This is a genomic window from Gluconacetobacter aggeris, assembly GCF_014174395.1.
GTDB lineage: Bacteria > Pseudomonadota > Alphaproteobacteria > Acetobacterales > Acetobacteraceae > Gluconacetobacter > Gluconacetobacter aggeris.
Genome location: NZ_JABEQD010000016.1, coordinates 45,824 through 70,471 on the forward strand (window position 1 = coordinate 45,824; position 24,648 = coordinate 70,471).

At 62.8% G+C, this 24,648-nt stretch carries 23 protein-coding genes and 2 pseudogenes; 14 read left to right on the forward strand and 11 right to left on the reverse strand.

Features of this window, described 5'->3' with window-relative positions; all coding sequences use genetic code 11:
• Positions 1-199 precede the first annotated feature (199 nt).
• Complete coding sequence (locus tag HLH36_RS17140) at positions 200-466, forward strand: hypothetical protein (RefSeq protein WP_182987516.1); 267 nt, start codon at positions 200-202, stop codon at positions 464-466.
• A 92-nt stretch (positions 467-558) separates the two neighbouring features.
• A complete protein-coding gene (locus HLH36_RS17145) occupies positions 559-1,557 on the forward strand; it encodes a hypothetical protein (protein WP_182987517.1) in 999 nt (332 codons plus the stop codon).
• Between the two features lie 78 nt (positions 1,558-1,635).
• On the opposite strand, the pseudogene HLH36_RS17150 reads toward HLH36_RS17145, so the two are convergent.
• A pseudogene (locus tag HLH36_RS17150) lies at positions 1,636-1,776 on the reverse strand (integrase core domain-containing protein); the annotation flags it as partial.
• On the opposite strand from HLH36_RS17150, the pseudogene HLH36_RS19935 reads away from it, so the two are divergent.
• A pseudogene (locus tag HLH36_RS19935) lies at positions 1,777-1,953 on the forward strand (transposase); the annotation flags it as partial.
• 19 nt (positions 1,954-1,972) lie between these two features.
• On the opposite strand, the gene HLH36_RS17160 reads toward HLH36_RS19935, so the two are convergent.
• Complete coding sequence (locus HLH36_RS17160; RefSeq protein ID WP_182987519.1) at positions 1,973-3,334, reverse strand: aspartyl protease family protein; 1,362 nt, start codon at positions 3,332-3,334, stop codon at positions 1,973-1,975.
• A 789-nt stretch (positions 3,335-4,123) separates the two neighbouring features.
• Between HLH36_RS17160 and HLH36_RS17165 the strand changes: the two genes are divergently transcribed.
• Positions 4,124-4,342 (forward strand): WGR domain-containing protein, encoded by a 219-nt coding sequence (locus HLH36_RS17165; protein WP_246377004.1) that lies wholly within the window; start codon positions 4,124-4,126, stop codon positions 4,340-4,342.
• A gap of 192 nt (positions 4,343-4,534) precedes the next feature.
• Here the strand turns inward: HLH36_RS17165 and queF are convergent, their stop codons facing one another.
• Positions 4,535-5,014, reverse strand: a complete 480-nt coding sequence (gene queF, locus HLH36_RS17170; RefSeq protein ID WP_182968688.1) for a preQ(1) synthase — start codon at positions 5,012-5,014, stop codon at positions 4,535-4,537.
• Positions 5,015-5,156: 142 nt separating this feature from the next.
• Here queF and rnd point away from each other — a divergent pair, with 142 nt between their 5' ends.
• Together rnd and HLH36_RS17180 are read left to right on the forward strand one after the other, a co-directional pair.
• Complete coding sequence (gene rnd / locus HLH36_RS17175) at positions 5,157-6,338, forward strand: ribonuclease D (RefSeq protein ID WP_182987520.1); 1,182 nt, start codon at positions 5,157-5,159, stop codon at positions 6,336-6,338.
• Between the two features lie 300 nt (positions 6,339-6,638).
• The gene (locus HLH36_RS17180) at positions 6,639-7,328 is read left to right on the forward strand and encodes a GcrA family cell cycle regulator (protein WP_182987521.1); all 690 of its coding nucleotides are present in this window, start codon (positions 6,639-6,641) and stop codon (positions 7,326-7,328) included.
• A 228-nt stretch (positions 7,329-7,556) separates the two neighbouring features.
• Here the strand turns inward: HLH36_RS17180 and HLH36_RS17185 are convergent, their stop codons facing one another.
• Complete coding sequence (locus HLH36_RS17185) at positions 7,557-8,237, reverse strand: bactofilin family protein (RefSeq protein WP_408871911.1); 681 nt, start codon at positions 8,235-8,237, stop codon at positions 7,557-7,559.
• Between the two features lie 443 nt (positions 8,238-8,680).
• On the opposite strand from HLH36_RS17185, the gene HLH36_RS17190 reads away from it, so the two are divergent.
• The 5 genes from HLH36_RS17190 (at position 8,681) to HLH36_RS17210 (ending at position 13,187) form a co-directional block, all read left to right on the forward strand.
• Complete coding sequence (locus tag HLH36_RS17190; protein WP_182987523.1) at positions 8,681-9,697, forward strand: adenosine kinase; 1,017 nt, start codon at positions 8,681-8,683, stop codon at positions 9,695-9,697.
• Between the two features lie 233 nt (positions 9,698-9,930).
• Positions 9,931-10,998 (forward strand): nucleoside hydrolase, encoded by a 1,068-nt coding sequence (locus tag HLH36_RS17195; RefSeq protein WP_182987524.1) that lies wholly within the window; start codon positions 9,931-9,933, stop codon positions 10,996-10,998.
• A complete protein-coding gene (locus tag HLH36_RS20200; RefSeq protein ID WP_182987525.1) occupies positions 10,995-12,428 on the forward strand; it encodes an amidohydrolase family protein in 1,434 nt (477 codons plus the stop codon). Before HLH36_RS17195 ends, HLH36_RS20200 begins: the two co-directional genes overlap by 4 nt.
• Positions 12,429-12,579: 151 nt before the next feature.
• A complete protein-coding gene (locus HLH36_RS17205; RefSeq protein WP_182980641.1) occupies positions 12,580-12,810 on the forward strand; it encodes a hypothetical protein in 231 nt (76 codons plus the stop codon).
• Positions 12,807-13,187: a type II toxin-antitoxin system death-on-curing family toxin gene (locus HLH36_RS17210; protein ID WP_182980640.1), complete on the forward strand. Its 381-nt coding sequence runs from the start codon at positions 12,807-12,809 to the stop codon at positions 13,185-13,187. Before HLH36_RS17205 ends, HLH36_RS17210 begins: the two co-directional genes overlap by 4 nt.
• An 85-nt stretch (positions 13,188-13,272) precedes the next feature.
• Here the strand turns inward: HLH36_RS17210 and HLH36_RS17215 are convergent, their stop codons facing one another.
• From HLH36_RS17215 to HLH36_RS17225, 3 genes are read right to left on the reverse strand one after another with little or no spacing between them, the layout of a single operon-like run.
• Positions 13,273-14,064 (reverse strand): ABC transporter permease, encoded by a 792-nt coding sequence (locus HLH36_RS17215; RefSeq protein WP_182987526.1) that lies wholly within the window; start codon positions 14,062-14,064, stop codon positions 13,273-13,275.
• Positions 14,061-14,897: an ABC transporter permease gene (locus tag HLH36_RS17220; RefSeq protein ID WP_182987527.1), complete on the reverse strand. Its 837-nt coding sequence runs from the start codon at positions 14,895-14,897 to the stop codon at positions 14,061-14,063. The genes HLH36_RS17215 and HLH36_RS17220 overlap by 4 nt, the downstream gene beginning before the upstream one ends.
• Positions 14,894-15,922 (reverse strand): ABC transporter ATP-binding protein, encoded by a 1,029-nt coding sequence (locus tag HLH36_RS17225; protein WP_182987528.1) that lies wholly within the window; start codon positions 15,920-15,922, stop codon positions 14,894-14,896. The genes HLH36_RS17220 and HLH36_RS17225 overlap by 4 nt, the downstream gene beginning before the upstream one ends.
• Before the next feature lie 194 nt (positions 15,923-16,116).
• Here HLH36_RS17225 and typA point away from each other — a divergent pair, with 194 nt between their 5' ends.
• From typA to HLH36_RS17240, 3 genes are all read left to right on the forward strand, one after another.
• A complete protein-coding gene (typA, locus tag HLH36_RS17230; protein WP_182987529.1) occupies positions 16,117-17,940 on the forward strand; it encodes a translational GTPase TypA in 1,824 nt (607 codons plus the stop codon).
• A 334-nt stretch (positions 17,941-18,274) separates the two neighbouring features.
• Positions 18,275-19,648 (forward strand): diguanylate cyclase, encoded by a 1,374-nt coding sequence (locus tag HLH36_RS17235; RefSeq protein ID WP_182987530.1) that lies wholly within the window; start codon positions 18,275-18,277, stop codon positions 19,646-19,648.
• A gap of 261 nt (positions 19,649-19,909) precedes the next feature.
• Positions 19,910-20,194, forward strand: a complete 285-nt coding sequence (locus HLH36_RS17240) for a hypothetical protein (RefSeq protein WP_182987550.1) — start codon at positions 19,910-19,912, stop codon at positions 20,192-20,194.
• A 91-nt stretch (positions 20,195-20,285) separates the two neighbouring features.
• Here HLH36_RS17240 and HLH36_RS17245 read toward each other — a convergent pair whose 3' ends face one another.
• The 4 genes from HLH36_RS17245 to alr all read right to left on the reverse strand — a co-directional run bounded on the left by HLH36_RS17245 (position 20,286) and on the right by alr (position 24,639).
• The gene (locus HLH36_RS17245; RefSeq protein WP_338030486.1) at positions 20,286-21,569 is read right to left on the reverse strand and encodes a type II toxin-antitoxin system HipA family toxin; all 1,284 of its coding nucleotides are present in this window, start codon (positions 21,567-21,569) and stop codon (positions 20,286-20,288) included.
• Positions 21,570-21,571: 2 nt separating this feature from the next.
• Positions 21,572-21,871, reverse strand: a complete 300-nt coding sequence (locus tag HLH36_RS17250) for a helix-turn-helix domain-containing protein (protein ID WP_182987531.1) — start codon at positions 21,869-21,871, stop codon at positions 21,572-21,574.
• 354 nt (positions 21,872-22,225) lie between these two features.
• The gene (locus HLH36_RS17255) at positions 22,226-23,503 is read right to left on the reverse strand and encodes a D-amino acid dehydrogenase (protein WP_182987547.1); all 1,278 of its coding nucleotides are present in this window, start codon (positions 23,501-23,503) and stop codon (positions 22,226-22,228) included.
• A complete protein-coding gene (gene alr / locus HLH36_RS17260) occupies positions 23,479-24,639 on the reverse strand; it encodes an alanine racemase (protein ID WP_338030485.1) in 1,161 nt (386 codons plus the stop codon). The genes HLH36_RS17255 and alr overlap by 25 nt, the downstream gene beginning before the upstream one ends.
• Positions 24,640-24,648: the final 9 nt, after the last annotated feature.

The window sequence follows — 24,648 nt, forward strand, 5'->3', positions numbered from 1 at the left end:
AATTTGTTATCCCGTTTGCGAAGTTGTGACAAATTTTCGGATAAAAATCTCTTCGAATGCCATCCAGCATGCGCTACACTCTGTTTGCGTCGGTTCTCCGAAATCGTTACGGGCTTTTCGTTTCTCGCAAAAAGCATTCATCGATTTCAGAGTGTGGTGCATCTATTCGTGTTGGATGCCGTGATCAAGGATAGACGAAATGGAAAATCTGAATAATTCTGAAATTGATATGGTTGTTGGCGGTCTTCCTGCTGATGTCTCTGATGAGTTTTGGACTGAACAAAATGTGGGGAGTAGCGTCCTCACGATGCAAGCGATGGGAGCTGTAGGTGTCTCAGGAATGAATATCGGTTCTATTGAGAAGTATTATAGATCTATGGGATACAAGGTTGGAACGAAAGAAATTCTTAGCGGAGATATCTATGAACCAGAATGGCTGGCTGATCCAAGCCATCGTATTTCGTAGAGGGACAGTTTTTATCGCGTAGTTTTTCTTTTATAAAAAGAGTTTTGGACAGAATTTCTATTCTGTCCAAAACTCTCTGTGAAAGTCTATTCATGAAATTGGAGCAAGAAATATTGAAGAAAATATTTTTAATATTGATCTTTATGTGTCACATCCAACAGGTCTGGGCGGAAGAACGTAGATCTTGTGTTGCAGCCGCACTGATTCTCCCTCTTTTGGGGGGGAGAAATGATACACCTATCATCCCTGTAAAGGTGAATGGACGTGATGTTGCGATGTACGTCAGTCCTGCTTTCTTCGGTGGTCTCTATTTACGTGAGAGTCAAGATTTTACCCTAAGACCAGGCCGAATTCGAGGACGCATTACGGAAAATGCGGGTCACACTGTTCCCGCTGAGATTTCGTTTCTGGACAGCTTGGAAATCGGAGGAGCAAAAGTCGATTCACCCCAGTTTATTCGGATGCCGGGAGTGGTTACTCAAACAATCGATGGGAAGCCGCTCGTCGGAGTGATTGGTGATTCGATATTGTCGAATTTTCAGGTGCTGATTGACATGCCGCATGCGCGTCTCGCTTTGCTGAAGATCTCCCGGGATGATTCCTGTACCGATGTAGAGAAGAAACTCTTGGGTGATAAGGTGTACTCATTACCGATGAGGGGAGATCGGTGGAAAATTCCTGTTAAAATAGATGGAATAGAGAAATTATTTTCTCTGGATCCAGATACTGGTGTAACGGTAGTCCCATTAGGATGGACCATCATACCTGAGTTGAACCAGAACGCCGTGGCAAAAGGGGAGCGGGTGATGATCCGCTATACAAGTAGTCTCGGTGATGGAGTTATGGGAAGGAAGGTGATCGTCCATGACATGCATGTGTCGGATGACGAATTACCTGAAACGTCCGTTATAGTCCAAGACGGGACCGGTGACGCTGTAATCGGAACACCTTTTTTTGAAAATCATCAGGTTCTGATTGATTATGAAAGGAAGATTGTATTCTTCTCGGATTCAAGAAACTTGATGAAATCATCAGGTAATAATTTGCATTTCGCGCAGATATTTAGCGGACTTTCAGAAGTTAAAGAATGAACTGAACAATGGCCTGCCGGTGTGATCGTCCTCGATACCCGCAGTGCTTGTCGTGACCTTGCCTCCAACATGCCCCCAGTTCTGAGTTGGGGTCTGTGGGTTGATATATGCCTTTTTGGCGTGTTGGGCGAAAGCCTCTGGCGTCTTGCCGTTGAGACTGGTGTGGGGTCCGACGGCATTGTAGTCGGCCCGCCAATCCTCGATGACCGAGCGGGCGTGGGTATGACCGCATCCTTCGTGCATGAGGGCGCCATAAACGGCGAGATTTTTCAGGCCTATGTCGAGCAGGTCGTCATGCCGACGCTGAGCCCGGGCGATATCGTCGTGCTGGACAATTTGTCCACTCATAAGATTCCGAGCGCGCGAAAGGCCATCGAACTGGCGGGGGCGCAGATATGGATCGGTAAATATTTCATCAATCGTTTTTGTAAAAGCACAACAAAGATTTGTTAAGATCAATATATATATTATTTGAATAATATATATTCCCACCAATAATATATTGACTTTCGCGAGTTTTGTCCAAAATGTAGTCTCCTTTATATTTTTTTTCAGATCCTCCAGGGAGGTTTAGAGAAAAATATTTCGAATATGATCTCATATTTTCGTCGAATCCAAATGATTTTATAATTATTTTTTCGGATTTATTATATTCTTCTTGCGAAAATTTGTTTTTGTACGCAAGTATGGTGTTGCTATTCAGCCCCGTATCTAATACAGATTTTTCAATTTTACCATCTATGGCCGCGTTGAAGATGATGTTTCTTTCATAGCCACCTTGTCCATACCCAAAATAGAAGTTGTTTTTGCATGATTCTTTATTGTCTGAGTGTAATCTCATGGAATTTTTTGAAATAAGAATTGGAGACAGTTTTGATAATAACATGTTTCCTACTGTTATATCACCTTTCGGCAGGATTACTGCAGGTAAATTGTATATATTAATATCATTAATTTTAATGTTTTTTATAATACCAAATGGTAGGCTTTCTGTGCCGCCAGTAGAAATTTTGAAGTTTTTTATTTCACCTATTACCTTAACATTAAATGATTCTACGTATTTTTGAGGGATTGTAGTTAAAAGAACTCCTGTATCTACGATGGCATCAAAGTTTTCATTTGATTTAGAGATTATTATATGAGGACTATATCCATATTTGGAAGTTTTGATTGGAATATCATTATTTGTTTTCTCTGTAATAGTAGCAAATAGGTTTTCTGTAATTGGATTTGTTAATTCGACATTGTCAACTCCGTTAATGTGAAGATTTTCGACATCTGCGCTTTTTTCCAAGGACGGTTTCAATACGCTGTCTATGTATTTTTTCACAAAGTACCAATCTTTAGTTCGTCCTTCTGAGAACAGGTCTTCCGCATATATGTATTCTAAATACAATATTACTTCTATGTTTGGGTTCTTTTGGTTTTTGAAATACTGCAATCCTGACTCGATATTTTTATCGGCGCAATTATAATCACCTCTTACTCGGCATTCAGATATATAATAGAGATTTTTTTCTAATGGTGTTTTAGCATTGGATAAACTAATTCTCATTGCATCTCCGAGCCCATGATATATCTTATACGAGATATCGTATGGGTCTGATACATCTATGTAATATCCGTCGTCTGTTTTTGATTTCGTTATTGTGTTTATAATGTCGTTCGGAATTGAAAAATTCGGTACATTTTTTGTTTCGCACAATGCCGGTTTCTGTAGAGTGCAATCGAATAAAGACAATATTGCCAGTGTGCTGGATAATTTTTTCTTAAACATACTTATCCTTCTTCGTGATGAATGGAAGGTGAATTTGTATGAGGAACAATATATAAAGCTCAGTTATAGAACTGACGATGCGGCTAAGCGCATCGTCAGGAAATAATTTATTATTTTCAGTGAAAGGGTACATAAGTGCCAGGTGGCATCTGACCTCCGGTATTTCCTCCAATAGGATGAGATACCGTGACCGAACCACCTGTTGCTCCACCTTGGTTGCCGCTTACCGTTCCCGTTGCTGTCCAGCCACCCCCTACGGAGCCCGAGCCTGTAGCACTCCAAGATAAGGTCGGCGACCCGCCACCGCCGAACCCTCCACTTCCGGAGACACCACCGGATGCACCTCCCATTCCTGTCGTTGAATTTTGACCGCCCGGATTTTGATCCGGATTTGCTATTTCGCCACCAGTAACTTGGATAAGCTCCGCTTCAAGCAAATCACGTATTTTTCATCCTTTTGGAAAAATATGAAAAATATACTGATTCAGTGGGAAGAGGCTCCCAATGCAAAACTTTGCAACAAAAGAGATGTTTTGCAATATTAACGTTTTGTCATTAAATTGTCGTTAATCAAGTCTGGGATCTCCTGTTTGGAAATATTGTTCATTCTCTGCTGCTGTTACATTATGGATAATTAGGGTAACAGGCGGCGCCGGCTGAGCCGCCCCGAAGTCCGGAAAACCACCCGTCCGACGCCTTTTTCCTGCTACCGCGCCGCTCGGTCTGTTACAGTTCTCGGGAGAATATGCCCAAAGCCCCCTATCCGGCCCCGCCTCGCCCCTGCGTCAGTTGGCCTTTTTCCCCGAGGCGCCGAACTGCTGGCGCTTCTACCGGCTGTGCCTGCGGGGCGATCTGTTCGGCGGTACCGCCCTGCTCCGCCAATGGGGGCGGATCAGGACCGCCGGGCAATGCCGCCTCGATCTCCATGCCGACGATGCAGCCCGCCGCAGCTTCGCAATCGGCATTCGCAAGACGCCGGGGGCCACGGCATTCAGCGTGATGGCCTGACCCTCATGCGCTTCCTGCGGCCGGTCTGGTCCGCGTGCCTGATCGGATCGGCGGTCGCCTTTCTCGTCATGCGCGGCCGGCTTGCGGGATAGGGCCTGCGGACGGTCCTGACGCCCGCGCCGTTTCTGCCGAATTGAGAAAATCCGGTTGCCGGGGCGGCCGTGGCAGGCGGAACGGGGGAGGGGGGGGCGCTCAGCCCCGACCGCGATATCCAGGCACGTCCTGCGCGGGAATCCACACATCCTGCGGCGGGGCGCCGGTCTGCCAGAAGACGTCGATGGGCATGCCGCCGCGCGGGTACCAGTAGGCGCCGATGCGCAGCCAGACCGGGGAGAGCAGGTCGACCAGGGTGGTGGCGATCTGGACCGAGCAGGCTTCGTGGAAGGCGCCGTGGTTGCGGAAGCTGGTCAGGAACAGTTTGAGCGACTTGCTTTCCACGATCCACTGGTCGGGCACGTAGTCGATGACCAGGTGGGCGAAGTCCGGCTGGCCGGTGACGGGGCAGAGCGAGGTGAATTCCGGCGCGGTGAAGCGGACCAGGTAGCGCCGGTCGCGATAGGGGGCGGGGACGCGCTCCAGCGTCGCGTCCTCGGGGCTGGTGGGCTGGGGGGAGGCGCGGCCGAGCTGGGTGAGGGCCTGGGTGCCGTCGTCCGGCGGGGTGGATGCGCTCACGTTCCGTGATCCTTGCTATAGCGGGGCTCTGTGGAGAAGGGTGATGTCAGAGCCGCCTTTCCTGCGTCAAGCGGCGCTTTTCCCCCGCCGGTGCCCGCGTGGGTGCTTTCGCACCGGCATGGGCCCATGATAACAGGACCGGATGGCGCGTGCACTCAAGGCGGATTTTCCCGCTCCTGTCCTGATGACCTCCACTGACGAGCTGATTGCGGTCGTCGAACGATTGCGGCGCGAGCCGTTCGTGACGATCGATACCGAGTTCGTCCGCGAACGGACCTACTGGCCCGAGCTGTGCCTGGTGCAACTGGCCGGCGCGCATGACGTGGTGGTGGTGGATGCGCTGGCGCCCGGCCTGGACCTGGCGCCGCTGGGGGAACTGCTGGACGACCCGGCGGTGACCAAGGTGTTCCATGCCGCGCGGCAGGATCTGGAGATCTTCCTGCATCTGTTCGACCGGCTGCCGGCGGCGCTGTTCGATACCCAGGTGGCGGCGATGGTGGCCGGTTATGGCGACCAGGTCGGATATGACAATCTGGTCTCGTCGCTGACGGGCGCGCATATCGACAAGGCGCATCGGTTTTCGGACTGGGCGGCGCGCCCGCTGTCGCCGGCGCAGATTGCCTATGCCGCCGCCGACGTGACCTATCTGCGCACCGTCTACCAGCTTCTGCGCGAGCGGCTGGAGAAGGAAGGGCGCATGGAGTGGGTGGCAGCCGAACTGGCGGTGCTGACCCGGCCCGAGACCTTCCGCCCCGATCCCGAGACCCTGTGGGAGAAGATGCGCCCGCGCACCAGCAACCGGCGCATGCTGGGCGTGCTGCGGGCCATTACCGCGTGGCGCGAACTGGAGGCCCAGCGGGTGAACGTGCCGCGCCAGCGGCTGCTGAAGGATGAGAGCCTGCTGGAGATCGCGGCCACCGGGCCGGCCGATGTCGATGCGCTGGCCCGGGTGCGCGGCGTCTCGCGCGGGTTTGCCGAGGGGCGGAGCGGGGCCGGGCTGCTGGAGGCCATTGCGGCCGCGCATGCGCTGCCCGATGCCTCCCTGCCGCGCCAGAGCAAGGGCAAGGATGGTCCGCGCCCGTCGCCGGCGCTGGTTGCGCTGTTGAAGGTGCTGCTGGCGGCATGCTGCGAGGAGCATGACGTGGCGCCGCGCCTGGTGGCGTCGTCGGAGGATATCGACCGGCTGGCGATGGATGCCGAGCCGGACCTGCCGCTGCTGCGGGGATGGCGGCGGGTGGTGTTCGGCGAGGATGCGCTGGCGCTGAAGGCCGGGACCATGCTGCTGGGCGTGGATGGGACGCGCATCCGCCGCGTTCCGACCTGAGCGCCTGACCGGAAATGCGCGCTGGCGGCAATCCGACGCGCGTTTCCTGTGCTCCGATGCTCACGGCCAGCTAGGCCGCTCCGCTTCGGTGCTCGGAACCGCACGACGGGCGTGCCGCGTTGCGGCATTCTCGCTCGCCAGCCCACATTTCCGGTCAGGCGCCGAATGCGGACTCACCGGTTTTCCCCCGGGTTGTGAACAGGTTACTCCCAGCCTTGTCCACAAGATTTTGTGGTGGGAAGGTTGAGTCCACCACAAGATAAGCCTAATTTCCGGCTGTCCTTCGTCAGGAGAGATGGCATGGCTATGGAATGGACCGAGGAGACGATCGCCCGTCTTCGCGAGCTTTGGCAGCAGGGGCTGTCGACGGCCGAGATCGGCCGCCAGCTTTCGGTGACGAAGAACGCGGTTGTGGGCAAGGCGCATCGCCTCGGCCTGCAGGCGCGTCCGTCACCTATTCGCAGACCGCCGGCTTCGGCCCGCGCGGCGGAGTCGGCCGGGGCGGTTGCGCCGACCCCGGAACCCGTTGCCGCCGCCCCGGCGCCGGTCGCATCACCCGTTTCGCCGGCGGCACCAGTCGCCGCCGCTGCGGTAGCGCCGCAGGCGGCCGCGCCCGTGGCACCCGTTATGGCACCTGTCGCGCCGCATGTGGCCGCGGCCGCGCCGTCCGTGGCCCCGGTCCGGCAGGCGGAGCCCGCGCCCCGGGCGTCGGGTCGTGCCGAGCCTGAAACGGTGGCTGAGGTGGCGCCCTCGCCGCCCGTGGCCACGCCTTCCGTCTCGCGGCCGGAAACGCCCCGGGCGTCGCTGCGTGCGGTGTCCAGCCCCGCGCCGCGGCGCAGCGGCCTGAGCTGCTGCTGGCCGCTGGGCGATCCGGGCACGCCGGGCTTTCATTTCTGTGGGGCAACGCCTGTTCCCGGCAAGCCCTACTGCGCCGAACATGCGCAACTGGCCTATGTGAAGCTGCGCGACCGGCGGGATAACGTCGCCTGACGCGCTGCCTTCAACGGGAATATTTATGAAAAAACGCCGCGGATCATGCGATCCGCGGCGTTTTTTTTGGCGTTCTGGGAACGGCTGAGGAAAGCCGGTCTGGAAATGTGGGCCGGTGAGCGAGAGTGCCGCAAAGCGGCACGCCCGTCGTGTGTTTCCGAGCACAGGAAACGCGCGCCGGATCGCCACCAGCGCGCATTTCCAGACCGGCGCCGCGCCCGGCCTGGTTCAGTCGGCCGGGGTTTCTTCCGGTGCCGGGGCGGGTGCCGCGACCGGGGCCTCGGGGGCCGGGGCGGCGCCGGTGATCATTTCCAGATGGCCGCTGACCTGGCCGCCATCCTCGACCTGCAGGCGGCGGCACTTCGCCTTGCCCAGCAGGCGCCCCGATGAGCGGATGGTCAGGCTGCCGCGCACCGTCAGCGTGCCGTCGATGGTGCCAGCCAGATCGGCGTCCTCGACTTCGATCTCGCCACGGAACATGCCGCCATGGGCGACCTGGAGTTCGTGCGCGTTGATCATGGTCGATTCGACCGTGCCCTCGACGACCAGGCGCTCGGCGTCCTGGATCGAGCCCTGGACGCTGATTCCGCGCCCGACCACCAGCGTGCGGCGATCGCTGGTGTCCTTGCGGGGGGCCGGCGCCTGGCCGGGGCGGCCGGGCGGCTGGGCGGCGCCGGGAGGAGCGGTCGGAGCGGGCGGGAAGGGGGAACGGGCCATCGGGGCGGTCTCCTGGGACGACTGGGAGAGAGGGGGGGCGGCGCTGGCCGGCGAAGTGCCGGGGCGGACGGGAACGGCGCCGGCGGGCGGCGGCGGGAACGTCGTCTGCGGACTGGTCGGCCGGCCGGATGGCGACGAGGTGCCGGCGGGCGGCATTTCGTCTTCTGGCTTGCGTTTCTTGAACAAGAGCATACCCCGCTGCTGTCGAAGGTGAAGCCGCGCATGGCCCGGCGGTCTGGACACGGGTGGTTTCCGGCCATGCTCCGGAAAACCGGTGTCTGGAACGATCAAGGATTACACGCGCGAATGATGCCGGAAAAGTGGGAAGCCGCAATTTTACGAACAAGACATGCTGGCATTGCGACCCCGTGCCCCCGGTGTTAGAGCCCGACCGCAAATGCGCTCTGGCGGCGCGTCCTGTGCGCGCTTCCTGCGCTTCGGTGCTCACGGCCATCACGGCTGCTCCGCTCCGATGCTCGGAAACACACGACGGGCGCAGCCCTTCGGGCCGCTCTCGCTCCCCAGCGCGCATTTGCGGTCGGGCTCTTGGTGAAGGGCTGTCTGTACGACGATTTTGGTGATTTGATGGCGCGCCGGCCTGACAGTTTCGCCGGCCCGCGCGGGAGAGAGATGGAATGTCAGTGACGGGTGCCGGCAGCGCGGCCGAATGCCGCTTCGATCTGCTGGGGATCGGCAATGCGATCATCGATGTTCTGGCCCCGGTCGAGCCGGATTTCCTGGCCGAGCATGACATGATCCCCGGCAGCATGATGCTGATCGATGCCGAGCGTGCCGAGAAACTCTATGGGCTGGTGCGGCGCGAGCGCGAGATGGGCGGCGGATCGGCGGCCAATACCTGCGTGGTGGCGGCCAATATGGGCGCGCGCGTGGCCTATCTGGGCAAGGTGGCGGACGATGCGCCGGGCCGTACCTTTGCCGCCGACCTGCAGCAGTCGGGCGTCTATTTTCCGTCCTCGTTCCTCGACGGGCATGCGGGGCGCGCGCAGCCGACGGCGCGCTGCCTGGTGATGGTGACGCCGGACGGCCAGCGGACGATGAACACCTATCTGGGCGCGTGCGTTACCTTCGGGCCCGAGGACGTGCTGGGCGAATTGGTGGCCAGCGCCCATGTGACCTATCTGGAAGGCTATCTGTTCGACCCGCCGCATGCGCAGGAGGCCTTCCGCCAGGCGGCGTCGCTGGCCCATGCGGCCGGGCGGCGGGTGGCGCTGTCGCTGTCCGACCCGTTCTGCGTCGCGCGGCATCGCGATGCCTTCCGCGAGCTGGTGCATGGGCATATCGACATCCTGTTCGCCAACGAGGAAGAAATCTGCTCGCTCTACCAGACCGAGGATTTCACCACGGCGATGAACCAGGCCGCCGCCGACACGCATTTCGCGGTGCTGACGCGCTCGGGCCAGGGCAGCGTGATCATCCGGGGCGAGGAGCGGATCGACGTGGCCCCGGTGGCGACGCAGGTGATCGACACCACCGGCGCGGGCGATGCCTATGCGGCCGGCTTCCTGGCCGGCTGGACCTCGGGCCGCACGCTGGCCGAATGCGGCCGGCTGGGCAGTGTGGCGGCGTCGGAGATCATCTCGCATTACGGGGCGCGGCCGCTGGTGAACCTGCAGCAGGACATGGAGCTGTAGGACCGGGCGAAAGCGTCCCTTTTCGAACAGCCTTCCGACAGGCTGTCGGAGGGGGCATTGCCGTGGTGAGCGTGGCGGCGGCGGTTCATATGAGCCGGATTGCCGTCGCCCCGATCCACCGCCCTGGCCGGCGCATGGGCGCGGACTGATTTTCTGACCCTGTAGACAAATTTCCGTTTCGCAACCGGCGGCGGATCGTGGCATTCCGATACGACCACGAAAAGGATGCCGCGATGTCGCTCGACCGCAGACAGTTTCTTGCCGGGGGAGCCCTGCTGGCAAGCGCTCTCATGCCCCTGGATCGTTCCCGCGCGCAGACGGCGTGGACGGTTCTCGGGCAGCCGGTCGCGTCTGTGCCCTGGCTGCGCGACGTGCGCCGGGTGATCATCGACACCGATCCGGGAACGGACGACCTGCTGGCGATCATCATGATGCTCGGTTCCACGCGCATCACGACCGAGGCGATCACCGTGACGCCGGGCAATATCGGCTACGAGCAGGAAGTGCGGAACACGCTCTTCCTCGTGCAGACCCTGAAGAACGGGACGATACCGGTGCATCGGGGTATCGATCATCCGCTGCTCGGCCGGTCCTATCCGGCTGCCGGGTTCATTCATGGCCGCTATGGATTCGGCGACATGGTGGTGCCGGAGGTCGCGCTGAAACCGGCACCCGACCATGCCGCACTCGCCATTTCGCGCATCGTTTCCGCCCATCCGGGCGAAGTGGTGCTGCTGGCGCTCGGCGGCTTGTCGAACATCGCGCTTGCCCTGCTGCTTGACCCTTCGATCGCCCGCAAGGCCCGTGGCATCGTGATCGTCGGCGGACGCTATGAAGGGATCGGCACGTCGGTCAGCTTCAACGCGATGGTCGATCCGGAAGCGGCCGATATCGTGCTGCGCTCGGGCCTGCCGATCGCCATGACGGGCAGCCTGGGTGAGACGGAGATGCTGACGCAGGCGGATTTCGACCAGATCGCGACATTCGGCACGGCGAAGAGCGCGCTCTTTCTGAAATCGAACGCGGAACGGCTGAAATTCGAGACCGAAAAGCGGCACAAGCCCGGTGCGACCTATGCCGATCCGTTTGCCGCCACCATGGTCCTTGAGCCCTCCGTCGCCCTTCAGTTCGAAGCCGTTCATGTTGCGGTGGAGTTGAGCGGCACCGAAACGCGAGGGTCCTACGTGTTCGGCGGGACGCATATCTATACGGGCGATGCGCTGCCGGCGAACGTGGCCATCTGTACCAGGGCATCGCACGAGATATTCCGCGACACCGTCTTTCAGGCCCTGCGCGCGTGATCGGACGCGCCGCGACGCTGGCAATTGCGGTGGCCGCCTTTCTCCTGCCGGCCGCCACATGGGCCGCGCCGGCCTGCACGGTGCAGCGCGGGACGGGCGAGACGGTGATCCGCGCGACCATTCTGACGCCGGACCGTATCCTTGCGCCGGGGGAAGTGCGCATCGATTCCGCCGGACGGATCGATTGTGTTGGTGCGCGTTGCGCGGCGTCGTCGTCCGCCACGCGCATCCTTTGCCATGATGCCGTGTTGTCGCCCGGCTTCATCAACACGCACGACCATATCGATTTCGACAATATCGGCCCCCGACCCGATAGCGGCGAGCGCTATGCCCATCGTCATGAATGGCGCAAGGGGCTGGACGGTCATCGGCTGTTGCAGGATTTCAGGCCCGATCGCGATCCGCTGTCGTTGAGCTGGATCGAACTCCGCTTTCTGGTCGGCGGCACGACCTCGACCGTGGCCGAGCGCATGGCGCCCGGCCTGCTGCGCAACCTGGATTTTCGCGACGGGCTGGAGGGGATCGCCATCGCCCCTGTGACCTACGCGATTTTTCCCCTCGACGATTCGCCGGGGATCATGCGCACGCAGGATTGCGACTATGGGCCCCATCCGGCGACGCATGATCTGGTCGCCCATGCGAGCGCCTTCCTCGCCCATGTCTCCGAAGGGCGGGATGAGGCGGCGCGCAATGAATTTCGCTGCGAGAGTTCGGAGACATACGACACCACGCCCCAGGCGGGAGGCGGCGGCATGAGCCATGACTGGATCATGCCGCAGGCCGCGCTGATCCATGCGGTCGCCCTGACTCCGGCGGATTTCGACCTGGTCGCGGCCCGGCGGGCAAGCCTGGTCTGGTCGCCGCGCAGCAATCTTTCCTTATATGGGCAGACGATGGACGTGCTGGCGGCCCGGCGGCGGGGCATCACCATCGCCCTGGGGTCGGACTGGCTGCCGTCCGGGTCCATGAACCTGAATCGCGAACTGGCCTGTGCCGTGCATTTCAATCACAGCCATCTGCATGATGCGCTGAGCGATGACGCATTGTGGCGCATGGTCACGCTCAATGCGGCACGCGTCGCGGGCGCGGAGAAGGAGATCGGGAGTATCGCGGTCGGCAAGCTCGCCGATCTCGTGCTGTTCGCCGACCCCGCGCATCGTGGTGTCCATGCCGTCGTGCGCGCCAGGCCGCAGGACGAGATGCTGGTTCTGCGCGGTGGCACGGTGCTGCTGGGGCGTGGGGATCTGGTCGATCGGCTGCGCCCGTCCTGCGAAGCGATCGATGTGCCGGGGGTCTCGCTCAAGCTCTGTCCGGAGCCGGGTCGCGTTTCCGCTGCGGAACTGGAAGCCTATGCCGCGCGCCACGCGCTGTATCCACTGGCATTCGACGGAACGCCGCCCGACGAACCGCCCTGCGAGACCGCGCCCTAGATGTTTGGCTGCATTCGCGGCTTCATGCCCCTTGGCCCATATTTCGTTGAACGGATCGGCGACATCGAGAACGGATGGGTGACTGGGGGCGTTTCTTGATGTATCATGATCTGTCATGATATGCTGCGGCACTCAACAGGAGAGTGTCGCCATGGCCACCCAGCAGCGTGAGAAATTCGCCACCCAGGTCGATCCGCAGATCCTGCAGGCGGTGCGCGATCTGGCCCGCAGCGAAGGACGGCAACTCCAGGCGCTGGTCGATGAGGCGTTGGCCGACCTGATCGAGAAGCGGAAACGGCAGCGTCCGCGTGCCCATGTCATGGCCGCCTACCAGGCCAGCCATGAGGAATTCGCGCCGCTCTACCGGAAACTGGCCGAGTGACGGACTATCCGACCGTCATCGAGATATTGGCTATCCACGACGATCAGATCGGGCGCTATGGCGGAGCGACGGGCATCCGGGATCAGGGTTTGCTGGAAGCGGCGCTTTTCCGGCCACAGACCGGTTATTATGCCGATCTGATCGAAGAAGCGGCGGCGCTCTGGGAAAGCCTGTCGCAGAACCATCCCTTCATCGATGGCAACAAGCGCACGGCCTTCGCCGTGACCTGGACCTTCCTGGCCATCAACGGCGCGCGGCTGACGGCCGGCGCTGGTGAGACGGAAGACTTTATTCTCGGCCTCTACGCCGGTGGTACGTTTGATTTCGAGCATTTGAAGCCGTGGCTTCGCAATCATGTCACCACGAGCGCGTCCTGATGGTGTGAAGGCCGATGCGCTGCGCGGCCTCGCTTCCGCCCAACGAACCGCCATGCGAGACCGCGCCGCAGGGCAGTCGTGGCCGTCAGCTTCCGGTCGAGGCGTGGCGGCGGACGGCTACCTGCCAGTATAGCAGCATGATCGCCAGGAAGGCGAAGCCGGCGGCGGGGGCCAGTGTGGCCGCCATCGGGTGGGGGGAGCGCCCCATGATCGCCAGCATGGGTTCGTAGCTGACGGCGCCCAGCGGGATTGCGTACGTCATGAGCCGGCGGAACCAGCGCGCGTAGAGGTCGAACGGATATTGTCCGGCCTCGACGCCGCCATAGGTCAGGACGTTGACGATCTCCAGGCTTTCGATGGTGCGGAAGGACAGCGCCGCCTGGCCGATCAGTACGCCGAGGAAGAAGGCGACGCCGCCGGCGATGGCCCACAGCATCATCGGCAGGGTGAACGGGAGGGGGCGCACCGGCGTCAGGGCCAGGCCCAGCGCCAGGATGGCCGCGCCCTGGGCCAGCCGGGCCAGCGGGCGCAGGCGGAATTGGTGGCCCAGCAGTTGCAGCACCGTCCAGCGGGGGCGCAGCAGCAGCCGGTCGAAGGCGCCCGTGCGCAGGAAATCGTCCCCGAAGCGCTCGAACCCGTAGCCGATGGTTTCGGTCAGCGCGAACTGGATATTCACCAGCCCGTAGAACAGTGCCACCTGGCCGACGGTCCAGCCGCGCACGGTGCCGAACCGGTGGAACAGGACCCAGATCGCGGCGAAGCCCATGAGGGTGGTGGCCAGGTGGCCGGCCATCTGCATCAGGAACGCGCCCGGATAGCGCATCTGGCCGGACAGGGAGGCGCGTGCGTAGCGGCGCCAGAGGGCGAAGCCGTTCATCCGCCCTGGATCTCCAGCCGGTGCAGGGCCCGGCGCAGGGCAGCGCGGCCGATCAGGGTCAGGGCCGCGATCCAGGCCGCCTGCTGGCCCAGCGCGAGGATTGCCCGGCCGCCATGCAGCGTGCCGAGCCAGAACCGGCAGGGCAGGTCGCCCAGCCCGGCGAAGGGTTGAAGGATGAGAAGTGTCTGGACCGCGCCGGGGAACAGCGCCAGTGGCAGCAGGTTGCCCGACAGGATCAGGGCCAGCGGCGTGATGACGGCACTGCCGCCGGCGGGCGAGAGGGTGCGGACGGTGACGATGTTCAGCAGCACGACGATGCTGGCCGACAGGGCCAGCCCCATCAGGATCGACAGGGCGAACAAGGCGGCGTCGGGCAGCGAGGCCGGGGGGCGGAGCGCCCAGGCACCGAGCCCGGCGAGAGGCAGGACCAGGCCGGCGAAGGCGACGATCAGCAGGGCGCGGGGGACCAGCCGGCCGAGGATGCGCGCGGTGGCACGGCAGGACCACCACCACCAGAGGTCGATGGGGCGCAGCAGCTCGTGCGCCACCGCGCCGCTGCGTACCGCGTCCGCGATCTCGGGGTCGCAGCTCCAGGGCATCAGGGCCAGGGTGCCCTGCATGATCCAGACATAGGTGACGGTCTGGTGCAGGCCGAGGGGCGCCGTGCCTGCCGCGTCATGGGCGCCGTGATAGAAGGCGGCGTAGATCATGATGTTGATCACGCCCCACCAGCATTGGGTCACGAACCCGGCCAGGGCCGCCGCGCGGTAGCGCATGGTGGTCCGCCAGCGGGCGCGGAAGGCGGCCAGGTATGGGGTTGCGGCGCGGATCATGGGCCGGGCGCGTGGTGTTCGTAGAACCGGCTGATCACGTCCTCGATCGACGGGCGGGTGATCGTGACGTCGGCCAGGGGGGACGGGGCGGCGGAGCCGCCGGCCTGCGTCAGGAGCCCGATGAGGTCGGGGGCGGCGATGCGGGCGGGGTCGAAATCCAGCGCCAGCGTCTGGCCGGTGGCGGGCAGGCGGGTCACGCCTTCCGGCAAGGCGAGGGTGGGGGGCGGGCCGTCGAAGCTCGCGATCAGCCGGCGGCCGGAGAGGGTGGTGGCGCGCAGGGTCTCGAAGGGGCTGTCGGCCAGCACGCGGCCGTCGCCGATGACGATCACCCGTTCGGCCAGGGCCTCGATATCGTGCATGTCGTGGGTGGTCAGCAGGATTGTCGTGCCGTCCTGCCGGTTCAGGTCGCGGATGAAGGCGCGGATGGCCAGTTTGGAGGGGGCGTCCAGCCCGATGGTCGGTTCGTCCAGGATCAGCAAAGGCGGGGCGTGCAGCAGGGCGGCGGCCAGTTCGGCGCGCATGCGCTGGCCCAGCGAGAGCTGGCGCACCGGCTGGTCCAGGAAATCGGCCAGGCGCAGGGTTTCGACCAGGCGGGTCCGGCGGGTGCGATAAAGGGGGGGCGGCACGCGGTAGATGTCGCGCAGGAGGGCGAACCCGTCATCGACCGGCAGGTCCCACCAGAGCTGCGAACGCTGGCCGAACACCACGCCGATGCGCCCGACATGGCGGAGCCGCTGGGCCCACGGCACCAGGCCCCCCACCGTGACCCGGCCGGACTCCGGCCGCAGGATGCCGGACAGGATCTTGATAACGGTGGATTTACCGGCGCCGTTGGGGCCGATCAGCCCGGTGATGGTGCCGGGTTCGATGGTGAAGGTGACGCCGCGCAGGGCCGCGATGGTGCGCCAGGGACGGCGGGAGGGCAGCCAGGCCGCCAGCCCGGCCCGGCTGCCGGGCGGACGGGTGGCGACGCGGTAGGATTTGCGCAGGTCCTCGACGACGATCCGGGCTGGGAAGGAGGGCATGGGCTGTTCCGTCGCTGTTCCGCGCAGGGCAGGGTTCGGCCGGAAGGGTGAAGTTTCGCGTGCAATCCGCGTGCGTCCCCTCTATCTACCCCGGTGAATAGAGAAACATCCGTCGGTTCCGGCCGTGGCGCAAGGGCGCGCGGGCGGCCGGCATGCCCGTCCGGGGCCCGCGAAGGAAGTCAGGTCACACACGTATGGACATTCGCAATATCGCCATCATCGCTCACGTCGACCATGGCAAGACCACGCTGGTCGACCAGCTTCTGAAGCAGTCCGGGTCGTTCCGCGAGAACCAGCATGTCGCCGAACGGGCGATGGACAGCAACGACCTGGAGCGCGAGCGCGGCATCACCATCCTGGCCAAGTGCACGTCGGTGGTGTGGAAGGATACCCGCATCAACATCATCGACACGCCGGGCCATGCCGATTTCGGCGGTGAGGTCGAGCGTATCCTGAGCATGGTGGACGGCGCGGTGGTGCTGGTGGATTCCGCCGAGGGCGCGCTGCCGCAGACCAAGTTCGTGGTCGGCAAGGCGCTGGCGCGCGGGCTGAAGCCGATCGTGGTCGTCAACAAGATCGACCGTGGCGATGCCCGCCCGGACGAGGTGCATAACGAGATCTTCGACCTGTTCGCCGCCCTGGGCGCGAATGACGAGCAGCTCGACTTCCCGATGCTGTACGCCTCGGGCCGCCAGGGCTGGGCGGACGAGGAGCTGGAAGGCGCGCGCAAGGACCTGGCGCCGATGTTCGACCTGATCGTGCGTCATGTGCCGGCACCGAAGGTGGACAAGGAAGCGCCGTTCGCCATGGTCGCCACCATCCTGGAGAACGACAACTTCCTGGGCCGCGTGCTGACCGGCCGTGTCGAGCAGGGCCGTGCGAAGGTGAACATGCCGGTGCGCGTGCTGCGCCCCGATGGCTCGGTGGTCGAGACCGGGCGCCTGACCAAGCTGCTGTCCTTCCGTGGGCTGGACCGCGTGCCGGTGGAAGAGGCCGAGGCGGGTGACATCGTCGCCGTGGCCGGCCTGTCGGAAGCGACCATTCCCGAGACCATCGCAGCACCCGAAGTGACCGAGCCGCTGAAATCGACCCCGGTCGATCCGCCGACCCTGTCGATGACCTTCCGCCTGAATGACGGCCCGCTGGGCGGCCGCGAGGGCAAGAAGGTGACCTCGCGCCAGATCCGCGACCGCCTGTTCAAGGAGACCGAGGGCAACATTGCCATCCGTGTTTCCGAGAGCCCGGAGAGCGAGGCGTTCGAGGTGGCCGGCCGTGGCGAACTGCAGCTTGGCGTGCTGATCGAGCAGATGCGCCGCGAAGGCTTCGAGCTGACGATCGGCCGTCCGCGCGTGCTGTTCCGCACCAATGAGGAGACCGGCGAGCGCGAAGAGCCGTACGAAGAGGCGCTGATCGACGTCGACGAGCCCTATTCGGGCGTGGTCGTCGAGAAGATGGCCATGCGCAAGGGCCTGATGCAGGACATGCAGCCGTCGGGCGGCGGCAAGGTGCGCCTGACCTTCCTGATCCCGTCGCGCGGGCTGATCGGCTATCACGGCGAGTTCCTGACCGACACGCGCGGCACGGGCATCATGAATCGTCTGTTCTCGGGCTATCAGCCCTGGGCCGGCCCGATCGAGGGGCGCCGCAACGGGTCGCTGATCTCGTCGGAAGACGGGGCGACGACGCAGTATTCGCTGTATTCGCTGCAGGATCGCGGCACGCTGTTCGTCGATGCCGGCGAGAAAGTGTATGTCGGCATGATCATCGGCGAGCATTCGCGCGAGAACGACCTGGAAGTGAACCCGGTCCGCGAGAAGAAGCTGACCAACATCCGCGCCGCCGGCAAGGATGAGGCGCTGCTGCTGACGCCGCCGCGCAAGATGAACCTGGAGCAGGCGATCGCCTATATCGAGGACGATGAGCTGGTCGAGGTGACGCCGTCGGCGGTGCGGATTCGCAAGCGCTATCTGGACCCGCACGAGCGCAAGAAGCGCGACCGCGCGGGCGCTTCGGCCTGATACGGCCGTAACCGTCCAGATGCGTGGGTCCGGACGGGCTGGCAGGGTTTGGGAACGGGGTCGTGGTGGGCCCTGGCGAGCGGATGTTCGCCAGGGCCTGCCATGGCCCTGTTTCGTTTGAGGACCCGCCAGGGGGGCGCATCTTTCACCGGGCAATTTGCGGGATGTTAAGGGTTCATAATGAATTCACAAAGGGCGTTGCCATCGGGAAGCGGAGCTGATAGCCGCGCTGGAACGTGGCGGGGTGCCGGATACCCCTCTCCGGCATGATCCTGTTTTTCGATGGCGCAGGCTGTGGCCAGAAGAAAGAGACTTTTCCGCGAAGGGAGCTCATGTGTTTTTCGACGAGAATTTCGTGTCGCTGCCTGTCGAGGAGCAATGGGACTATATCATCGTCCATACGCCGGACCGGGTCAGGCTGGGGCTGAGTGACATCGTCAGCCGGCATGGCGAGACCTGTGTCGTCAATTTCTACGAGGCCCTGCTCAAGCGGCCCGATGCGGCGCTCTTCCTGGAACGCGAGACCGTCGAACGCCGCCTGAGGGGCAGCCTGCTGGCGTGGCTGAAGCGGCTGTTCCCGGCGCGGGAGACGGATATCCAGGAACTGCGCGCGTTGCAGGAGCGGGTCGGGTCGGTCCATGCGCAGCTCGAGATTTCGCCCAATCTGGTATCGTATGGCTTCTATTTCATAAAGATGAGCCTGACGCTGCTGATCGTCGATTATTTCGGCACGAAGGAAGAGCAGCTTCAGGCCTGTGTCTATTGTCAGTCCATGGTCGATTTCGCCATGACCTACATGAACAAGGCCTATAACACCGACTTCCGGAAGAAGGTGGAGCAGGACCAGTCCTTCAAGCTGTTCTCGCTGGGGCAGGATCTGCATTTCGAGAAGGAAACCCAGAAGGCGACCTTCTTCGACTGGAGCACCCAGGCGCTGTTCTGCCTGTGCGAGCAGCGCGTGGGAGAATTGCAGACGATCGGGGAATCGCAGTTCGGCCTGTGGCTGGCCCATAAGGGGCAGACGCTGTTCCGGGGTACCGAGGATTTTGTGCTGCTGCAGGACATGATCGGGGCCATCGACCGGCGCATTGCGGCGGTGCGCGCGGAGGATGGGGTGCCGGCCGGTTTCGCGGCCGAGCTGCGGAATGGCATCAGGGATGTCACGTTCCTGACCAATCGGCTGTTCCAGGCGATGGAAGCGCTGCAGAGCGGGCTGGACCCGCTGACCCGGACGCTGACCCGCCATTTCCTGGATGGGGTGATCCAGAACGAGATCGCCTTTTCCCTGGCGCACGACAAGGTCTTCAGCATCGTGCTGCTCGATATCGATTTCTTCAAGAAGATCAACGATACCAAGGGGCATCTGGCCGGGGACGAGGCGCTGCGCCATGTCGCCGGCATGATCATGGAGACGGTGCGCGGCAACGATTACGTCTTCCGCTATGGGGGCGAGGAATTCCTGATCGTCCTGACCGAAAGCACCAGCGCGGAGGCCGCCGCCTGTGCGGAGCGCATCAGGAGCCGGATCGAGAAGAGCGCCATTCCCTGTTCGACGGGAGACGCGCTCTCGCTGACGATTTCGGCGGGGATTGCGACCTTTCAGGGCGGGGTCAAGATCGGCACGCTGATCGAGCAGGCGGATCGGGCGCTGTACGCGGCCAAGGATGCGGGGCGGAACCGGATCGAAATCTTCTCCCGCGACAGGTGAGGGGACGGGCGGTGGCCCGCCGCCCGCGCGGACGTAATTCGTAACGATTTTCAGTTTGCGATTGCGTTGCAATTAAGGCAATGTGCCGGACGCTGGGCAGTCATTTATGAATTTTAATGCGAGACGGGATCGGGGCGGCGTGCTAGCAATTGCGGGCACGGTCCGTATGCCGCGTTGTGTCGTCTGCCTGAAGACGGATGCATCCTCCGGTTACGGTTCCGGGTGTTGATTGGGATGACATCCTGATTCTGGAGACATTCAATGATCGTTTCGACACGTCGGTTCCTGGCCGCTCTTTCGACTGTTGCCCTGATGGGCGCCGCCGTTCCGGCCATGGCGCAGGAAGCACCGACCACGCCGGCGGCTCCGTCCGTCCCGGCGGCACCGTCCACCACCGCCCCGGCGGCCCCCGCTGCCCCGAGCACCCCGGAAGCCGCGCCGGCCACCCCGGCGGCTCCGACGACCTCGAGCGAGGCGCCGAAGACCCACAAGCACAAGCATAAGCACAAGAAGAAGACGACGACGGAAGCCAGCCCCTCCAAGTAATCGGGCGGTTTCATCCCGGCGCGGGCCATGGCCCGGCGGCCGGAGGGGAGCGGGGGCGGCTTGGCCGCCCCCGCTTTTTTTGTGACTGGTTCTAACTGGCGCCTTCGTCCAGATTGATCAGCGCGGTTCTGACCCGTTCCCGGATTGCTTTGACGACCTCGTCCAGAATCCCGTGGTCGCCTGCTGGCATGGAACGCACCGTGTTGGCAGCGTCTTCCAGATGCGCCTGGATCTTCTTCGCGATGTGGTTGACCTGCTCCAGAGCCATCCGGGGGTTCAGTCCCGCCGTTTCGGCCATGCGTCGCCAGTGCCTTGCAGTGACATGACGCCCGCGTCGCTGGCCGCCGATGGACTGCGCCATGTTTTGTGTAATATGCGGCCATACGTCTCCGGCTATCAGATCATAGAGCGGGGCCAGGCGCGGGGTGCCGCTGCCGGAGAGCAGGATCGAGTAATTCTTCGCGTGTGAATCGACATTCGTGATGAGGAGGTTGAAAATCACGCCGTTGAGAAGGTCCAGCGTTGCCCGGCCCTTGATTTGGTCCCGAGTGACCTGGAACATGTCGGTCAGCGATATTCCGCCTCCTCGACCGGTTACCTCGTATTTCGCGGCGGGGGGGCGTCCGAGTGCCTGGCAGAAATCTTCCTGGTGCAGGCGCATCCAGAGCATGCCCTTTTTCGGGCGGGGTATCCGGTCATAACGTTCCACCAGACACCATGACCGCCTGCCGGAACGCCCCGTCGTCACGAGCGGAACGTTCAGGCCGATTTTCTTTGCGAGAGTCATGCACAGGGCTTCGTTATATACGCCGCCATCAAGGCGTTCGGTATCGGGTTTCAGAATGTGCGTGGAGGGAGCGCCGTTGATCGGGATGAAGAATTCCATGTCCCGAACCATGACCGGGAGCTTCTCCTGGGCGCCCGCGAGGCTCATGGACACACCGTCCTCCCCGGCGAGGAAGGGCTTCCTGGGGAGATCATTGATGATCTGCTCCAGTTCCTCGCCAGGATCGATCTTGCGGTAATCCGGTTGGCGGTTCGAGGGGCCTTCCGGTTCGCGCGGCAGGCTCATGACGCTCAGGGCGCCGGCTGTTTCCTGACCGATTCTTTCAAGCAGGCCCATGACATCCTCTGATGCAATGCCCAGCGCCCGGCTCGCGGCCGCCAGAGGATCACCCTCGGGAAGAAGGTTCATCAGCCACGGCATGATGACCTGATGCGGATAGGGTTCGCGCCTCAGCTTCATACTCAGGGAAATGGGAAAATTCGCCTTATAGGCGAGCCACTCGGGATTATACGCGAACGCAAAATTCTCGTCGGCGTGTCGGATCCGACCGACCACCATGTCCTCATGGACGAGGGCGGTTTCTGTCACGGTCAAGATTTTCTTCGGAGACGGGCATCAGAGGGGCCGTGCATTTCGGCAATCCGCTTTTGCGAGATCCCGGCCGCCTGTGCTTTCCGTAGCATTTGGGTCTGGAAGTCCGAGGTTGTGAGAAATGCCCCAACCTGGTCGGCAACAGCCAGCGCCTTGCCCAACTGGGATGTTCCCTTTCCCTGTTCCAGTTCTACGACAAATCGTTCACCAACATTCGAGATCATTGCGAGCTGCCGCTGTGTCATTCCAGCCTGCGTCCGCTTGTCGCGGATCATTTCTCCGAATTCGCGTGCGTTCATCTCTATGCTCTTTGCTTCCCCGCGATGGTTGCAGCCCGACAGGTGATACTTCCCGATCGGGAAGATTATAGAGCTGATGAGGCCGCAGCAACAGGATTCTTCCCGATCGGGAAGAAAAGGGCCATATGACGCTTTCGGTAGGCTTGATCTTCCCGATCGGGAAGATTTTATCATTTATCCGGGAGTGGCGACCCGATTCTTTCCGTTCGGGAGGGAGGCTCGGGCTGGGGAGCGCAGCCTCTGCTGCCCTGTGTTCTGGCAACCTGTCGGGTTGGGCATAGTTGTGGGGCGACTGCCTCTCTATGACCGGCCGACATGATAAAATGCGCGCTGGCGTGCAGCCAGCGCGCGTGGTCAGGCGGTGTAGCGGCTGATGGAGAGGTCGAGGTGGGGGATGGCTGGGCGGCGGCCGTCGATGAGGTCCGCCAGCAATTGGCCGGAGCCGCAGGCCATGGTCCAGCCGAGCGTGCCGTGGCCGGTGTTGAGCCAGAGATTGCCGAAGCGGCCCGACGGGCCGATGACCGGGGTGCCGTCGGGGGTGTTGGGGCGCAGGCCGGTCCAGTAGGTGGCGCGGGTGAGGTCGCCGCCGCCGAACAGCTCGGAGAAGGAGCGTTCCAGCGTGCGGCGACGGTCGGGACTGAGGCGCAGGCTGTAGCCGGTCAGCTCGGCAGTGCCGCCGATGCGGATGCGGTCGCCCAGCCGGGTCATGGCGACCTTGTAGCTCTCGTCATTGACGGTGGAGGTGGGCGCGCGGGTCTCGTCCGTGAGGGGGACCGTCAGCGAGTAGCCCTTGACCGGGTAGACCGGCAGCCTGATGCCCAGCGGGCGCAGCATCAGCGGCGAGTAGCTGCCCAGGGCCAGGACATAGGCGTCGCCCGTGACGCGGCCGGCGGAGGTGCGGACGCCCATGATCCCGGTGGCGCTGGCGTCCAGCCCCTCGATGCGGGTCTCATAGCGGAAGGTGACGCCCAGTTCCGCGGCCTTCTGCGACAGGCGCTGGGTGAACATGTGCGCGTCGCCGGATTCGTCGCCCGGCAGGTACAGGCCGCCCTTCAGCAGGTGGCTGGCATGGGCCAGGCCGGGTTCGCGCGCCACGATCTGCGCCGGGTCGAGCAATTGGTGGGGCACGTTGCTCTCGGTGAGCAGGCGCATGTCGTCCTGCGCGTGGTCGAGCTGGGCCTGGGTGCGGAAGAGCTGGATCAGGCCCTTCTGGCGGTCGTCATAGGTGATGCCGGTTTCCGCGCGCAGTTCGGTCAGGCAGTCGCGGCTATATTCGGCCACCCGCAGCATGCGGGCCTTGTTGATGTCGTAGGCATGGGCGTTGCAGTTGGCCAGGAGCTGCGTCATCCAGCGCAGCATCGGCAGGTCCAGCCGCGCGCGGATGACCAGCGGGCTGTCCTTCTTCAGCATCCAGCCCAGCGCCTTCAGCGGCAGGCCGGGCATGGCCCATGGGGTGGAATAGCCGGGCGAGACCTGGCCCGCATTGGCGAAGGAGGTTTCCATCGCGGCGGCGGGCTGGCGGTCGATCACCGTAACCTCGTGGCCCTGTCTGGCCAGGTACCAGGCGGTGGTGACGCCGATGACCCCGGCGCCCATGACGATAACCTTCACCTGTTGTCTCCCTGTGGTGATGCGTCCGCGCGATAGATGCGGTGATAGCGCCTGCCCAGGCCGGTCAGCAGTTCGTAGCCGATGGTGCCGGCGGCTTCGGCGGCGTCTTCCAGCGAATGGTGCGGGCCGATCAGGTCCAGCGCCGTGCCGGGCGCAAGCGGGGTGTCGCCCAGGGCTGTGACGTCGACGGCCAGGCAGTCCATGGAGATGCGGCCGACGATGGGCAGCCTGAGGTCCGGCCGTTCCGGCAGGATGGCGTGGCCGTGGCCGCCGATGGCGCGGGGGAAGCCGTCGCCATAGCCTACGCCCAGGGTCGCGATCCGGCTGGGCCGGTCGGCGATGAAGCCCGCGCCGTAGCCCACCGCCGTTCCGGGGCCGATCTGGCGGGTCTGTACGATCCGCGCCTGGAGGCGGACCACCGGTAGCATCGGGTTCGGCTGGCCCGGGGTGGGGTTGATGCCGTACAGCGCGGCGCCGGGGCGCACCATGTCGAAATGCCAGTCCGGGCCGAGGAACAGGCCGGAGGATGCCGCCAGGCTGGCCGGCAGGGCGGGCAGTTGCGCGCGCAGGCGCAGGAAAGTGGTGCGCTGGGCGCGATTGGCGGGGTGGGCGGGTTCGTCGGCGCAGGCCAGGTGGCTCATGACCAGGAGGGGGGTGAGGCCGGCCAGCGGCGTGTCTTCGGACAGAAGCGTGGCCACGTCCGCGTCCGACAGGCCGAAGCGGGACATGCCGCTGTCGAGTTGCAGCGCGGCGGGGAGGGGGGTACCAGTCTGGTGGGCCAGGGCGCGCCAGTTGGCGATCTGCTCCAGGCTGTTCAGGACCGGGACCAGCCCGGCCTGCCGCATGGCGGCTTCGGTCCCCGGCATGGGGCCGTTCAGGACGAAGATCGTGCTGTCGGCGCCCAGCAGCGGGCGGATGGCGGCGCCTTCGGCCAGGTGGGCGACGAAGAAGGTCCGGCAGCCGGCGCGGTGCAGCTCCGGGACCACGCGGGCGGCGCCCAGCCCGTAGGCATCGGCCTTGACGGCGGCGGCGCAGGTCACGCCGGGGCCGACATGGTCGCGCAGCCTCCGGTAATTTTCGGCCAGGGCGGCGAGGTCGATGGTCAGGATGCCGCCGGCCGAGGCGGCGGGGGCGTTTGGTTCAGCGTCGACTGGCACGTTTTGGTG